General features: G+C 55.7%; 10 protein-coding genes and 1 pseudogene. 1 reads left to right on the top strand and 10 read right to left on the bottom strand.

Annotation, left to right across the window (positions count from 1 at the left end; genetic code table 11):
- Positions 1 to 271: 271 nt before the first annotated feature.
- The 9 genes from IPN69_15135 to IPN69_15095 all read right to left on the bottom strand — a co-directional run bounded on the left by IPN69_15135 (position 272) and on the right by IPN69_15095 (position 13,335).
- Entirely contained in the window at positions 272 to 2,728 is a 2,457-nt protein-coding gene (locus IPN69_15135) for an alginate lyase family protein (GenBank protein ID MBK8812045.1), read from the bottom strand.
- Between the two features lie 83 nt (positions 2,729 to 2,811).
- Positions 2,812 to 3,960 (bottom strand): hypothetical protein, encoded by a 1,149-nt coding sequence (locus IPN69_15130; protein MBK8812044.1) that lies wholly within the window; start codon positions 3,958 to 3,960, stop codon positions 2,812 to 2,814.
- 2 nt (positions 3,961 to 3,962) lie between these two features.
- Positions 3,963 to 4,685, bottom strand: coding sequence for a class I SAM-dependent methyltransferase (locus IPN69_15125; GenBank protein MBK8812043.1), 723 nt, complete (start codon positions 4,683 to 4,685; stop codon positions 3,963 to 3,965).
- An 8-nt stretch (positions 4,686 to 4,693) separates the two neighbouring features.
- The gene (gene asnB, locus IPN69_15120) at positions 4,694 to 6,577 is read right to left on the bottom strand and encodes an asparagine synthase (glutamine-hydrolyzing) (GenBank protein MBK8812042.1); all 1,884 of its coding nucleotides are present in this window, start codon (positions 6,575 to 6,577) and stop codon (positions 4,694 to 4,696) included.
- Between the two features lies 1 nt (position 6,578).
- Entirely contained in the window at positions 6,579 to 8,180 is a 1,602-nt protein-coding gene (locus IPN69_15115) for an oligosaccharide flippase family protein (protein MBK8812041.1), read from the bottom strand.
- Between the two features lie 10 nt (positions 8,181 to 8,190).
- Positions 8,191 to 9,246 (bottom strand): glycosyltransferase, encoded by a 1,056-nt coding sequence (locus IPN69_15110; GenBank protein ID MBK8812040.1) that lies wholly within the window; start codon positions 9,244 to 9,246, stop codon positions 8,191 to 8,193.
- A complete protein-coding gene (locus IPN69_15105; GenBank protein ID MBK8812039.1) occupies positions 9,243 to 10,433 on the bottom strand; it encodes a glycosyltransferase family 2 protein in 1,191 nt (396 codons plus the stop codon). The genes IPN69_15110 and IPN69_15105 overlap by 4 nt, the downstream gene beginning before the upstream one ends.
- Positions 10,434 to 10,508: 75 nt before the next feature.
- On the bottom strand, positions 10,509 to 12,068 hold the full coding sequence (locus IPN69_15100) for a hypothetical protein (GenBank protein MBK8812038.1): 1,560 nt from the start codon (positions 12,066 to 12,068) through the stop codon (positions 10,509 to 10,511).
- 115 nt (positions 12,069 to 12,183) lie between these two features.
- Positions 12,184 to 13,335: a hypothetical protein gene (locus tag IPN69_15095; protein ID MBK8812037.1), complete on the bottom strand. Its 1,152-nt coding sequence runs from the start codon at positions 13,333 to 13,335 to the stop codon at positions 12,184 to 12,186.
- Positions 13,336 to 13,828: 493 nt separating this feature from the next.
- Here IPN69_15095 and IPN69_15090 point away from each other — a divergent pair, with 493 nt between their 5' ends.
- Positions 13,829 to 14,110: a hypothetical protein gene (locus IPN69_15090; protein MBK8812036.1), complete on the top strand. Its 282-nt coding sequence runs from the start codon at positions 13,829 to 13,831 to the stop codon at positions 14,108 to 14,110.
- Positions 14,111 to 14,113: 3 nt separating this feature from the next.
- Here the strand turns inward: IPN69_15090 and IPN69_15085 are convergent.
- Positions 14,114 to 14,577, bottom strand: a pseudogene (locus IPN69_15085) (virulence RhuM family protein).
- Between the last annotated feature and the right edge of the window lie 267 nt (positions 14,578 to 14,844).

Raw genomic sequence — 14,844 nt, 5'->3', positions numbered from 1 at the left:
CGAGCATCGGGCGCATCTTGAAACAGGGCAACGCCTACGTCCACCCTTTTAGATTTTGGATTTCGGATTTTGGATTTTGGATTGCCGGGGTTCGACGATCCGTCCGCCGAACCCGAATCGCGTAGCGATGCCTTTTGAACAGGCGAAGGCTCCAAACCATTTCGATTGCTGACCGCTCACGCGTGACATCGGATCAACAACCCGTACGGATCGCTGTTTGATTCCGACCAATCGCAAATCGGCATTCGCAAATCGCAAATGGCTAGCGCGTCTACGAGAAATCGGGGCTTTTGAGAATGAATGTCGAGGGCTTTTTTTGCGGCAGCGAAACGCTGAAGATGCTCTCGCTCGTGCGGACGTTGAGGCGTGTTCCGAGACGGCGCGCGACGGCGAACTTGAGTTCGGTCGGATAATTGATCACCTCACGGCTTCCGAGCGCAAAATTCGTCCCGCCGACCATCACGAATTCTTCGGGAATCTGCTCGCCCTGACCGAGTCGAGCCCAGCAGAATCTGAAATTCGTGCTGAAAAGTTCGGTTCGCACGATCTGGTCGTACTCGTCCGCAAAGACGAAGACGTCCCAATAACCGCGATAATTGATGACGAACGCGCGGCCGCCGGCGACGGTCGTCTCGAAGATCTCGGGCTTTGCGAATCCGGCGTCGGCCGGGAGGCAGAACGTGAAGAACTCCTGCGCGCCAGTGCCCTTAGAGACATAACGCAGAAACGGCGCGTTGACGCGTTTGCCGTAATTGTCCGAGATCCAGCTTTCTTTCCGCTGCCAGCCGCCGTTGTCGCCGAATGTGAACAGGCGCCAGCCGTCTCCTTTGGCCGGGGTCTCGCCGACGCATAAAACACCGCTTTCCGTATCCTCGATCGACGGATTGGTCTCTTTGTTGAAGTGGAAATTCAGCGCGTAATCGTGCGTTCCGGACGTCTCGACGTAATCGCGCATGATCCAGTAGTCGTTCTTGAGATTGAGAATGCTCCGGCGATGCGTCGCCGGTTCGTCGAGCCGTTCGTAACCGTCGTGCGAACCTTCGAAAAAGTCGAACCGTTCCTCGGCGATCCACGAGTGAACCGTCGTATTCGCGCGTGATTTCCACGAGAACTTGCCTCCGGGCTCACTCTGCGAACGATCGTCGATCATCAGCGTGTTGTGCGCCGCCGTCGTCCGGAAATAGTTCCGGAGTTCGGCCGACTCGTGATACGTGTAGGTTCCGGAGTCGACGAGCAGCGTTTTACCGCCGATCGCGGCTTCGATCGCGAGCGCATCCGAATGTCCGTGACCGCCGGAAAGCGCGCCGACCTCGCCGCCGTCGACAAGCAGATAGTTGTCGGTCGGTTCCCAACCGTCACGCATCAGAAAATAGCCGCCGTTCGCGAACGCGCGCGAGGTCTGTCTCGGTCGCGAGGCGTGAAGATTCACAAAAGCGTCGACTCCATCCTCGCCGAGGAGCCAGAGAGTCTCTTCGGTCAGGTCGCGGGCCGTGAACTTGTAGTCGCCTCGATCGAAGAGAACCGCCGCGGTCGCAAGCGATCCACGAAAATCGTTGCTGGCCGAAGAACTGAGCGGCAAGCAACGTCCGCCGTCGTCGTCGCCGATGATCGGCGTCGTGCCGTCGGGTCGCGTTATATGCATCAGATAGCTGAACATCGACTGCACCTTTGTTTCGATGTTCTGCTGCAATTCGTCCTCGCATTGCGTTCCGCTGAGCGCCTGAAGGATCAGAAAATGCGTGTAGAAATCCGCGGTATAGCGTTGATACCAGGTCGATTGTTCGAAATAGACGCCATCCTCCTGAACTTGCCGGTCGAGTTGCGAGACAAGGATCTCCTCACCGAGCGCGCGCCATTTCTCGGCACGTTCGAAAATGCCGAGCTGTGTCCCGAGATAAAACAACCCGAGCGCCTCGCCCGTCAAGTGAGTGTTCGGGCTGTAGTAGGTCGACAGATACTTTTCGAGATGGCGGCCGTGCTGATAGAGAAACTTCAGAGCTTCTTGAAACAATTCGGGCGTCAGACTGTGCGATCCGCGAAAGAAGTGAAAGGACCAGATCCACGAGATCGAACGGAACGCGACCTCGAGGCTGCTCATCCAATTGACGCCGTATCCGGGCGGATTCTGCGCCATCCAGCTTTCAAGATGCCGCGCGAACGTCGCCGCGTAGCGTTCCTCGCCGGTCAGTTGATAGGCAACGCCGAGCGTGAAGAAATGCTGGTGGCGATTGATCTCCCAAATGATCTTCTTGTCGCCCGATTCTTCCGAATCGAGTTCGTCAAACTGCTTCCAGTGTTTGAGCGGAAGATGTTTGCCGGAGACGGGTTCGTAATGCCAGTCGATAGCGGTCCCGAAATCGAGATTGAGATAGCCGAGAAGATCGAACTTGCCTTCGATTATCTTCTCCGCGCGCTCGATGATATGCGCGACCGGCTTTCCGCGGAAATTGTCGCGGAACAATTGCGTCGTCCGCGCGGTATCAAGAAATGACGGGAAGAAACGATCGGCCGACATTTCGAAGAAACGCTCAAAGAGAATCTCCGGTGTGATCTTGCCCTTGCCGAAATGCGCGCGATTAAGAAGCTGGGCGAACTCACGGTCCGAAGGCAGTTTCGCGCCGATTCCGATCTGTTCGGAATAGACGGAGAGGGCCTGCTCGCTCCGTGCACGGAGTTCGGTCCAGCTGCGACCCTTCAATTTTTTGAGCGTATCTATCGGATTGACCATAAATTCAGAACACGCGTCGGACGCGTGACGATTCGATCGTTGATCAGGTTCGTTCCATAGAAACTTCTAAAGCCTTTTGAATTCTAGTTTTTTCCGCGTTCGTTCATAATCGTCTTCAATCGATAATCGCGATGATCGCCCGGTGAACCGCTTTTTCCATCGACCGCCGCCAGCACCATATTCACCGCTTCGCGCGCCGATGCGAAGTAAACCTTATAATCGCCGGACCTTTCGCCGTTTTCAATGATCGATTCAAAGAAAGCGCGTGCGCCGTCGCCGATGCACGCCGACTGGTCGTAATCGAAGAATCCGTGGCAGTAGAGTTTGACGAAGATCCAATCGCTCCGGCCGCGAACCGTGACATTCGCGTTTTTCCAACGCTCGAAACGCGCAAGGTCCATCGGCTGATTCGCGACGAGCGCGCCATCCTCGATTCGCGGAACCGGGATGCCCTTGATCCGTCGGGTCCAGTTAAAAACCAGCGGACCCTGGAAGATCAGCGGAAACTGCAGCGAACGCGCGCCGGTTCCGACCGGCTTTCCGCGTCTGTGCGGCGACTTTTCGTGGAGCGGAAGGCCGCACTCGTAGATCTTGTTGATGACCGGTATCTGAGACTGCTCGGGTGCGGACGGCAGCGTCATATCGGCGTAACAACCGGTCTCATCGAGGATCTCCATTTCGTCATCGACGCCGCAAAACCTTCCTCCGCTTGAGTTTGCGAGCGCGAGATTGCCGTGGACAAAGGCCCAGCGCGGGATTCCATTGCCGTCAAGACGCGAAAGCAAACGATGTTCGTCGGCGAGACAATCCCGAAAATCGGTGAGAACCCGACGCAGATTCGCAGAGTTGTCGGGCGCCGCAACGCCGTGATGCAGATGAATCTCGGTTTCGCCGAGTCCGTCGGCCTGAAGCCCGGCCATCTTCTCGAGGATCACGCGGTCATATTGCTCGGCCGGATAAAAATTCGTGTGCCGAAACTTCGTGCCGTCGGCATCGCGCAACGCTTCGCCCGTGCGGCGTGCCAAGACGTGCCATTCGTCGAGCCGGCGCCGCTGGGCGTCGATATCGAGCGCGCCGTCCGGACTCCACGCCGGTTCGAAATGATTCGCAACGGTAAAAACAATGTGCTTCTTCTCGAACGCCGTGCGCCGCAGGAAGTTCGCCGCGCGCTCGAGCGGATAGCGCGCGAGCCACGGCAGATTCCAGATGAGTTTTTGAGTTAGATCGGACATTTTCAGATCGCAAGTGACACGCCAAGCATGTTCAGCAAGGCAAACGCATTCGCGGCGGATTTGACGACGCGGTACGAAGGCGAAAGCGGATTGTCGTCGTCGAGACGGCCGTCGATCCGCATATTGTTGCGCGCAAACTCTCTTTCAAGAAACGCTTCTGTTTGAAAGATCTCCTTGCCGCGCCAGAATCCGGTTTCAAGTTGCCGCCCGGTCGCCGAATGCCAGAGACTCGCGGTCAAACAGATCAGCGGATATGCGAGCATCTTCGGATCAAGCGACGACAAACGTTCGCGAATCATCGCGAGATAGAATCGCGGCGCGTGGGTCTTCAGCAAAAAGACGCCGTTCGGCTTCAAAACCCGCGCAGTTTCGGCGATCGTATCGCGGTTGTTCATATACGGGAGCGCCACGCGGCAAAGCACGACGTCGAAACTCTCGTCTGCAAACGGCAGGCTCGCGCCGGTCGAACGCACGAATCCGGCGCGCTTTTCACCCGCGAACGTTCCGGCGGTCACCTTCCCGAGTTCCGGCGCGATGTCAATTCCGACGCAAAACGCGCCGGTCCGCTCGAGAAACGGGATCAGCTCCTGTCCCGGCCCGCAACCGAGGTCGAGCACGCGTTGGACGTTCAGTTCGCCGACCGCGTCGACAAGCCGGTATCGCGTCGCCGAGTCTTTGGCGACGAAATTCTTCAGCGCTGCTGTCGCGTGTTCTTCGTAGTTCACAGATGTTTCTATGTTCCTTTGTCGACGTATCGACGATGCCAAAGTTCGAGCATCCACAAGATCCAAAGCGAGTGTGAATGGTCGCGGCGGCCGCGTTCGTGTTCATCGAGCAGCGTTTCGATGTATTTGGCTTCGAAGTATCCGCGCTCGACCGTTTTTCGGGCGCGTAGATCCTCGCGGATCCGGTTCTTCAGTTCGGCGTTGATCCATTCGTTGATCGGCACTCCGAATCCCTGTTTCTCGCGATAGAGTATCTCGTCCGGCACGATTCCTTCCATCGCCTTTTTGAAGATGTATTTCGTCTCGAGCCCTTTCAGTTTGAGTCCGGCCGGGATCTTCTGGACGAGTTCGATCAGTTCGTGGTCAAGGAGCGGCGCCCGGGCTTCGAGCGACGCGGCCATACTCATCCGGTCGACCTTCGTCAAAATATCGGACGGCAGATACGTTTTGCCGTCGAGATAGAGCAAACGGTCGGTCGGATCGCCCGACGAAGGCTTCGACGCATGGTCGCGAAAGATCGCTTCGGCTCCGCCATCGCGTCCGTCGAGATTCGTCCGCATCGACGAAGAATAGAGCGACGGCTTTTTGAGCTTCCCGAAATGCGAGACGCTGTCAATGTATCGGTCGACGGCGTCGAGACTCGTATTGTAGAGAAAATTCCGGCCCTTCGCGCCGGCGGGCAAAGCTTCGCTCAGCGGCCGCAGAAGGCTGCGGCGGACCGACGCGGGGAGTTTTTCGAGTCCGCTCCGCCGTTTGTCGATCGCGTAGCGCGTGTAGCCCGCGAACAGTTCGTCGCCGCCGTCGCCCGTGAGCACGACGGTCACGAATTCGCGTGCCATTTTGGAAACCATGAATGTCGGCAGGGCCGAACTGTCCGCGAACGGCTCGTCAAAATGCCAGACGAGTTGGTCGACGACCTCGACTAGGTCCGGCGTAACGATGAATTCGTGATGCTCGGTGTTGAATCGCTTCGCCGCGACGCGCGCGAACTTGAGCTCGCTGAATGTGTCCTCGTTGAAGCCGATCGAAAACGTCTTGACCGGCGTTTCGGAAAATTCGGACATCAGCGCGACGATCGACGATGAATCGACGCCGCCCGACAGGAACGCCCCGAGCGGAACTTCGGAAACAAGCCTGATCCGGACCGCTTCGCGCAGTTTGTCGCGAACCAGTTCGACATATTCGGCTTCGGTTTTCGCGTCGTCCGTGCCCGAATAATCGAAATCCCAGTACTGATTCGTGGTCACGGAGCCGTTTTGAAACTTCAGGAAATGGCCCGGAAGAAGTTTCCTGACGCCCTTGAAGATGCAGAATTCCTCGGGGACGTAGCCGAAGGTCAAATATGAATCGAGCGCCGCATAGTCGATCTCGCGGTCGATCCCGAATTCGAGCAGGCTCTTGAGTTCGGATCCGAAAACGAGATCGCCGTTCCGCATTAAACTGTAGAAAAGCGGCTTTTTGCCGACGCGGTCGCGGGCGATGAAGAGGCTTTCGTCGCGAAAATCGTAGATCGCGAAGGCGAACATACCGCGCAGGAACTTGACGCAATCTGCGCCGAATTCCTCGTAGGCGTGAACGATCGTTTCCGTGTCCGAATGCGTTTTGAACTTGTGTCCGCGCGCTTCGAGATCCTTTTTAAGATCCCGATAATTGTAGATCTCGCCATTGAAAACGATCGCCAGATTCCCGGAACAATCAAAGATCGGCTGCTGTCCCGATTTGAGATCGATGATCGACAGACGCCTCATCCCGAGCGCCGCGCGGTCCTTGACGATCGTACCCTGCTCGTCCGGCCCGCGGTGCGTGATGACGCGGCACATCGCGTCGAGCAGACGCTCGCGTCCGGCCGTCTCGGCCGCGTCTTTTGAAATGAATCCGGCGATTCCGCACATATCAGATCTGGTTCTCCGCGCCGCGCCCGAAAAACTTGGCTGCGCCCTGCCGTAATCTTACAACAAACGATGCGATCGATTCTTTCTCTTCGTCTTCAATGACGCCCGAATAGCTGGCGGCAGCGAGGTAGATCGGAGCGAAGATACCGAAACAGAGCCCGAGAACGATCGATCCCGACACAAGATCGATGAGGCTGATCTTGGAAAATCCGAAAAAGTCCTGTGCGAGTTCCGCGCCGAAAGCGGCGACGGGCACGGCGCACAGATAATAGAAAGCCCACGTCGCGGCGCCCGCGACAAGGGCGCAGACGGCGGTTTTGCCGACGCCGGCGAGCAGCATCGCATCCGACGCGCGAACGTCGAGCTTGCGGGCGATCATAACCGTCGACGCGATCTTCTCGAGCACCGCCGCGACGACGACGATTCCGATCATTCCCGTCAATTCGAAATGCCGGATGCCGAAATAGAGTGCCGCGACGAGCGCCAACAGAACGAAGACGCGCAGGATCAGCAGAAACCGCCCGAGTTCCTTGAAAGCGCGCACGATCGGATCCGAGATCCAGATATAGATCAGCATGATCGTCAGATTGATCATAAAGATCGGAACGGCGCGTTCGTAGTTTCTGGTGAACAGCGTGACGATGAATGTGTGCGCCGTGATCATCAGAAAGACATAGATCGGCATAAAAAAGAACGCCAGTTTCTGCATCGCGCGCGTCGTCAGACGGATCATCTCGCGTTTCTCGCCGGTCGCCTGGAGCGCGCTCATTCGCGGAATCAGAACCGATGAGACCGATTCCGAAAGCATCATCACGAGCGGAAGCTGAAAACATCCGTAAGCGTAAACGGCATAATCGGCGGCGCTGAAACGATAACCGACGAAATAGTTGTGAATGTCGGTCTGGAGCGTCCAAAGGAGTCCCGCGAACCCGTAAGGCAACGCGTACACGAGCTGTTCGCGGAGAAACGCGAAGTTGAAGCTCGTCCAAAATCGCGGAAATCGCGAGTTGAGATAGACGAGCAGGACGAGCGTTTGGATGATTCCCTGTCCGAGCGCGGCGTAAACGATCGATTCGACGGTCGAAAAGATCATCACGGCGCCGATCATCAACGCCGATTTCGTGACCTGCGCGAGGATTATGAACGTTGTCGCGAGCCTCGGTTCCTGATTCGCGACCGCGACCGTTTCGAGAAACGCTCCGGTGATCCAGAACCAGATAACCAGCCCGACGACCGGCGCGAGACGCGTGATCTCGTCGCTGTGAAACAATCCGCCGATCGAACCGGGAAACAGAAGCAGCGCGACGAACGCGATTCCGCCGACGAGCGCGTTGAAGATCAAGATATTGAAAACCGCGGACGCGCGCTGTTCCGGCGCTCGCGAAAGATAATAGTAAGCGCTCATCCCGACACCGAGCGGCAGGATCCCGGCGGCGTTCATAACGACTTGAAAGATCTGACGATAGACTCCGACGCCGTCCTGGGCGATAAATCGCACGACCAGGAACGGCAGCAAAAAGCTGAAAACAAAGCCGACGACCTTGGCAAACAAGAGCCAGGCGCTTTGTGATTTCAGCGACGGAGTTTTGGCGGTTTCTTCCACGATTTTCGGGCTATCTGTGAAGCGAAATGAAAGAGTGCTCGTCGCTTCGGAGGCGCTTGAAAAGCTGCAGCGCGAGGCGCGGCGAGATCTTTAGCAGCATCATAATGACGGTCAGTTTCGGTTTGCGGTAATAATCGTTGGCCCGGGCGATGTGGCGGCGGGCCTCGGCAAATTCGCCGGCGGTCAAGAAGTACTTTCCTTTTTCGAGTTCGAATTCGGCGCGATATTCGAGCATTTTCTCGTCCCAGGCGCGTTGCTCGGATTCGTTCAGGTCGTATTTTTCGGCGATAACTTCGAGCGCCCGGATGTTGCGCCGCGAGCGCTCGACGTTCGAGCCCGAAAGCCCTTCGGAACGCACCCGATATTTGATCAAAATACGTTTCGAATATCCGATTCGCGCGCCCGCGCGGGCGATCCGGTACCAGAGATCGAAATCCTGCATCCGCGGCAAGCTCGTGTCAAAAAGATTGACGCGTTCGACCCATTCCTTGCGAAGCAACGTTCCGGAAGTGATGACGTTGCAGTCGGCGCTGATCAGGCTCGACGTCGTCACTTCGCCGTTCGAGGGCGATGTTCGCATAAAATTATCGCCGTCGAAGAGCGCTTCGCCGAAGAGCAGCGCGTCGCAATAGACCATATCGAAGCCTTCGCGTGTCGCAAGTTCGATCTGGGATTCGAGATGTTCGGGAAGCCAGATGTCGTCGCCGTCGAGAAACGCGAGCCACTCGCCGCGCGCGAGGCAGATCGCCGAATTCCGCGCCTGCGAGGCGCCGCGATTGTCCTGAACGGCATAGACGATGCGATCGAAAAGCGGTTCGAGTTCTTTCTCCAGTTCGACGGTATCGGGCGATCCGTCATTGACGATGATCGCTTCAAAGTTTGTGAATCTCTGGGCAAACACCGAATCGAGAGTTTCGCGTACGAACCCCGAAATATTGTACGCCGGAATGACGATGCTGACCTTCGGGGAATCGGGAACGAGCGTCCCGACGCGAAGTTCGGTCAGGCGCTCGCGGATGGCAGGGCAATCGACGTATTTTTCTTCGCAGTAAACGTTTGTCGTCATACCGTCTGATTAAAGGTCGAAACCGATTCTCCTTCCTTGTTTTTATCGCGGATCGGCTCCCAGTTCGCGTAGCGCTCGCCACGCAGAAACTTGTAAAGACCGAGTACCGAAGCGAGATTCGCGAGGACAAAATAGTGCGGGATCGCAAAGACGCCGATTCGCGCGCCGGCGCGTTCGAGTCCGAATCCAAGCAGCGCCAGCAGATAGAACGCCGACTGCGCGAGAAACGCGACGTCGTAAATCCAGGATGATCGGATCAAAAATGCGCTCGAGATCAACGCGACGCCGAGAAAAGCCGGAACGGCATAGCGAAGCAATTTGTGCGAGATCAATTCGATCGCGTAAAAGCCGCTTCTGAACGGATTGAGCATTGAACGGTTGCGCCAAAGATCGGTGAACGTCTGCGAGATGACGCGAACGCGCATCTTCATTTCCTTGTCGGTGCGATTGTTCGTTTCCTCGAAACAAATCGCGTTCGGCTCGTAAACCGAACGCAGCCCCTGCTCGTAAACGACCGTGCAGATCAGGAAATCGCTGCACGCTTCGGGGTACATTTCGCGATACGCCGAACGCCGGACGGCGTAAAGACATCCGGAGGCGCCGATCAGCGAACAGGCGCGGCTTTCGGATTCCTTGAGAAACGTTTCGTAATTCCAATAGCTTTTTGCGCCTTTCCCGACGTTCGAACTCGAATCATCGACGTAGACCAGTTTTCCTGCAACGCAGCCGATCGACGGATCGGCGAAATTCGGCAGCAGTTCGCGAAGCACGTTGGGTTGATACTCGGTCGTCGCATCGGAAAAGAGCACGATCTCGCCGGTCGCCTGCTCGACCGCTTTGTTCTGCGTGTATGTCTTCCCTTTGCGGCCTTCCTGACGAAAGACGCGGACGCCCGCGAATTCGCCGGCGATCTGTTCGGTGCGGTCGGTCGAACCGTCCGAGGCGACGAGGATTTCCAGTTTTTCGGCGGGATAGTCGATTCTGAGAGTGTTTTCGAGTTTTGCGCCGATCGCGCCTTCTTCGTTGTAGGCCGTGATGAGAATCGTTACTTTCGGCTCAAAATCGCCGCGTTTCACGGTCTTCGGAACGATCCGGCTGACGAGGTACACGAGGATCGGGTAGCCGACGTAAACGTATACGAGCGCGGCAACCGAAAGCCAAAATAGAATCTGAAAAAGAAAAAACACCTTTCGATTTGGGAATCGGGATTTCGGATTTCGGATCTGCAGACCAATCCGAATTCACCAATCGAGAATCCGAAATCATTCCTCCGTTTCCAACGAATAAACGCGTCTGAACGCTACGGCATAGGCGATCAGGTAATAGATGAACCAATTATACGCGACCGATGCAAAAAAAGATGAAATCATATACGCGACGATGCTCGACTGCAGGCCGACCGCGAGATAGTAGAACCAGCCGTGATCGTCCTTCGCAAAGAGCGTGCGTTCGATCGCTCCGAGTTTGCGGAACGGACTGATCATAAAAACAAGGTACGCTGCGAGTCCGAGCAAACCGAGTTCGGCCGAAACCTGGGTGTATGCGTTGTGCGACACAAGGTTTCGAATTCCGACGATCGGAAAATTGCCGATGCCGATTCCCCAGGGGTTGCGAAGAGTGACGATGATCGAACGTTCGAGCAGTTCTTTGCGTTGGTCGGACGAACCGACGGCGTCGAGTCCCGGAATGAAGATCGAAAGCACGCGAATTCCGAAGTTTCCGGGTGCGAGGAGCAAGGTGAGCGCAGTCGCGATGACACCGACGATCGTCACGTTGAGCCGGTTCTTGCGTCCGAGTTTCCACGCCAGCACGCCCATCGACCCCATTAGCCCAAGGAATCCGCCGCGCGAAAAAGTTATGAAATTAGCGGAGATCATCAGGATCGCGGTCGCGAAATAGACGATCTTCATCACTTTGTTGCGGGTTCCGAGTCCGAGAGCGACTGCGATCGGGATCATCATAATGAGATGCATCGACATCTCGTTCGGATTCTCGAACATCCCGCCGATGACCTCGCCGACGCGATATCCCTCGACCGTCATTTCGCCGCGCATATACATTCCGAGCGCCAGGTAACTGAGGACGACGCCGATCGAAAGCGACAGCCAGATCATCCCGAGAAGCCGCGCGCGCGTGCGGATGACGTTGACCATCACGATAAAGATCAGGACGGCCTTGATGAACGGATCGTTGAAATGTTCCCAGGCCATTCCCGGATCTTTGGCGATCGGCATCGTCAGGATCGAGATCGCGGTCAACGCCAGAATCGCCTTGACCTCGGTCGAAAAGGTCGTGATGTTCCCTTCGGTCGCAAGCTGGGTCGGGATGTAAATGGCAAGTGTCGCAAAAGCGAAGTAGAACGCCGTTGCCGACAGGAATCCCAGTCCGGGGACAAGTTCGTACGGCCGGAAAAGAACCAGTATCGAGAAAAGGTAAAGGCCAATGTAGCTGAGCGTATGGCCGTTGCGCCTCAGCCAATTCTCACCGCCCAGCAAATCGCGGTCGCGGTCGCTGCTTTTGATCTCCTTGCGTCGTTTAACTTGTTCAGCGAAGGGAAGATCTTCGATCGGAGGCGTATCCGAAACGAAAATTTCCGTCTGTTCCGCTTTCTTTTCGTGGGAAGTTTCGAAAAACGGTTCAGACGGAAATTCTTCGGGTGTTGATCTGTAAGGATTGATCAGGCTGCTTGAGTGTTTGGGTTCGTGAGACTGAGGTTTTGAGGAATCAAGAGGTTTGAGCGAGGTTTGTTCAGGTGAGTTTGCTTCGCCCTTTTTACGGAGCGACGCGAGGGATTTGTAATCGGACTCTTTTTTGGAAGACATCAATCGGTCTTTCAACAAACCGCTTCGGGGCAAAACACGGCTGGACGGTGATTTTTTGGGGGACTTTGAACTGAATTTCAGCTGTCATCTTAACACTTTCGGCGAGGATCGCTAATCAGACGCTGACATTCTCGCGCTCGTACGCGATGATGTCGCGGACTTTTTGCTTGAGGGCCTTTTCGAACTGGCGCGCCTCGTTGACGCCGTTGAAGGCGAGTGACTGCAGGTTCGACTCGATGCGTTTGCGATAATCGGAAACGAGCGAGTCGGAAACTCCGAGCATTTCGGCGACCTCGAGCTGCGTTCCGCCGTTGCTCGTCAGATAGCAGTGCCAGAGAACGTTGATCATCCGGTCGTACTGTTTTGTCTTGCCGCGGACGCTTTTGTTGAGGTTCTGCAGGAATCCATCGACGAATTCGGTGGCCAGCGATTCGCCTTCGAGCCGAAGAAAGTTCTGCTCCGGATTTTCACGCGTGTCGGCGTGTTCGTATTCGTAGTGATTGTCTTCGTCGTCGTTGCCGCTGCCGCCGATCGGGACGAGATAGATGTCCATCACCGGCAGTCGCGACATCACAAACGACCGGAGCGAGCGGACATCGACCGGTGAATCGACCGCTTTGAGGACGCGGATGATAAGTTTTTCGAGATCGACGTTGCTGATGACGATCTGCGCATCGCCCGTGCAGCCGACCATCCGCGTGTCGCGGCTTTGAAATGAAACTACTTTGACGCGCTGCTCCATTTCCTGGACGTTGCGGCGCGTTTTCGCGTCCGGCCAGTCCGAAAGTCCGTATGTCCGATCGGCGAGCCGGCGGTGTAGATCCGGATTTCCGATGTTGTCAAAGCGTTTGAAGGTCTTGCTTGACTGGATAAGGGTCGAAATCCTGCGCGCGAGCCGATAGCTTTCGGGATAGCGCTTTCTGAGTTCGGCCGTCAGGAGATTGGTCAGTTCGATCTGGCTGATCTCGGCTTCGATCTCGGCATCGGTCATTTCCGTGTCGAGATAATGCTGAAAGCGCTCCTTGCCGAGCAGCGCAACGAAGAGTTCCTGTGTTAAGTCCGTATAAGCATTATACTTACCTTCTTCAACCAGAAATCCGGCGGTCTTCGAGGCCCTGACCAACGGATGAGACGAAACGATGCGGTGCAGTTCGGCCCAGATCTGGTTGACGTCCGAGCTTTTGAGGCTCTCGGTCCATTTCCCGATCTTTATCTGCCGGTTTTGAATCGCCCTTGGAAGGCGTTCCTGCTTTTTGATTGCGCTCATAAGATACTGTCCGTTTGATGTTTTTCTTGTGCTTTTTGGGTAGAAACGACCCGCCCCGCTCCGTGCGCGGCTCTCTTCCCGATCGAGAAACGCGACGTCATCAGACTATTCAAAGTGCTTGTTTGAGTAGGGTAGAATTTTTGAAATCGACCGCCGAGCTTTGCAGTTGATTTGGCAGGTAGCGCCGGTTACGTTCCGTGCCGAGCGACTACAATTAAGATGTTAACAATAATTCCGGAATTGGGCAACACTTTTTTGTTTCTTTTTTCATTGTTGAACAAACCTATTAAGCCCTTTCAAAACGCATGTTTGCAGATTTTGAAAACAGCCGGAGCCATAATAATCGTGATTTTCCACGATATCTTTTGGAAGGCGGCGGGCATTGCGGATTTATTTTTGTGTAACGCAAATTGATAATTCCGGCGGGCGCCGAGCGTCTCTTACGTGCCGGACGAGGAAACTGCGCCAAGACTATCTTTCAGGTTGATCAGAAATGACCGTATTTCGCAAAAACGCAAATTGCCCGACATCGGAGAAACTGCTCGCGTTCCAAACCGGCGAGATCCCGCCGCGTGACCGCGACAAGATCGAGGTCCATCTACGGTTCTGCGATTTTTGCACGGCTGAGATCGATCTGTATTCCCATTATCCTCAGACCGAAGAACTCGTCGAAGGCGCCGAGATTCCCGCGCCTCTACGCGAATTGGCGGAAGCTCTGCTCGGCAAACGCCGCCGCGACGTGCTCGAAAGAATGTTTGTTGAAGAAAGAAGATAGTCGTTAGGCGCCACCGGTTATTCGCCGCATCAGTTTTCCCACATATTCATCCGCCATATCGTGCATTTGTTCGAGTTCCACGGCGATTTTGCGCGGTTGACGAAGAGTGTCTGTCCTTGCCGAAGCCGCGTCGCGCGGATTGAGCTGACGCGATAACCGACCGAAATGATGGCGTCGAGATTGCAGAAATCAACCTCGCACGCGATCTGCCGGTTGCCCTCTTGTTGAACTATCCGGAATTTCCGGATGGTTGCTTCCGGCGAGAGTTCATTTTGCGAATAGATGTTTTTGAGGTGCTCGTTGACTGTTCTGACGTCGACACCAAACAAACTGCCCATCAGCTTCTGAGAAAGCCAGATCGTCTCGTCCTCAAAACGGGCTTCGATGCTCGCGTCGCCGGCATTAGCGGTGAACATCAGGAATTCGGTTGTGCTGTTGCGGATTCGTTTCCGCGTCGGATCATCCATTTCAAACTTCCTCCGCAACCCACATCCGCTTATTGAATTCCTCCTCGATCAGGCCGACGTTCCAGAATTCGCCGTCGGGTTGGGCGGCATAGTAGATCTCCCGAGTCAGATTATCCGGGACGCGAGTGTTTGAGGTCGGCAGTCCCGATTGCGCCCCAGGTCACGATTAAACGCGTAACTCCTATGAATGGAGCGGGCTTAGACAAAATCGCTGGCCGCCTGAAGGCGGAACTCCAAGCGGGACTACAGGCGGGACTACAGGCGGGC

The sequence above is a fragment of the Acidobacteriota bacterium genome, assembly GCA_016715115.1.
GTDB lineage: Bacteria > Acidobacteriota > Blastocatellia > Pyrinomonadales > Pyrinomonadaceae > JAFDVJ01.
The sequence above is the reverse complement of the archived record's forward strand: the minus strand, read 5'-3'. Positions and strand labels throughout refer to the sequence as shown.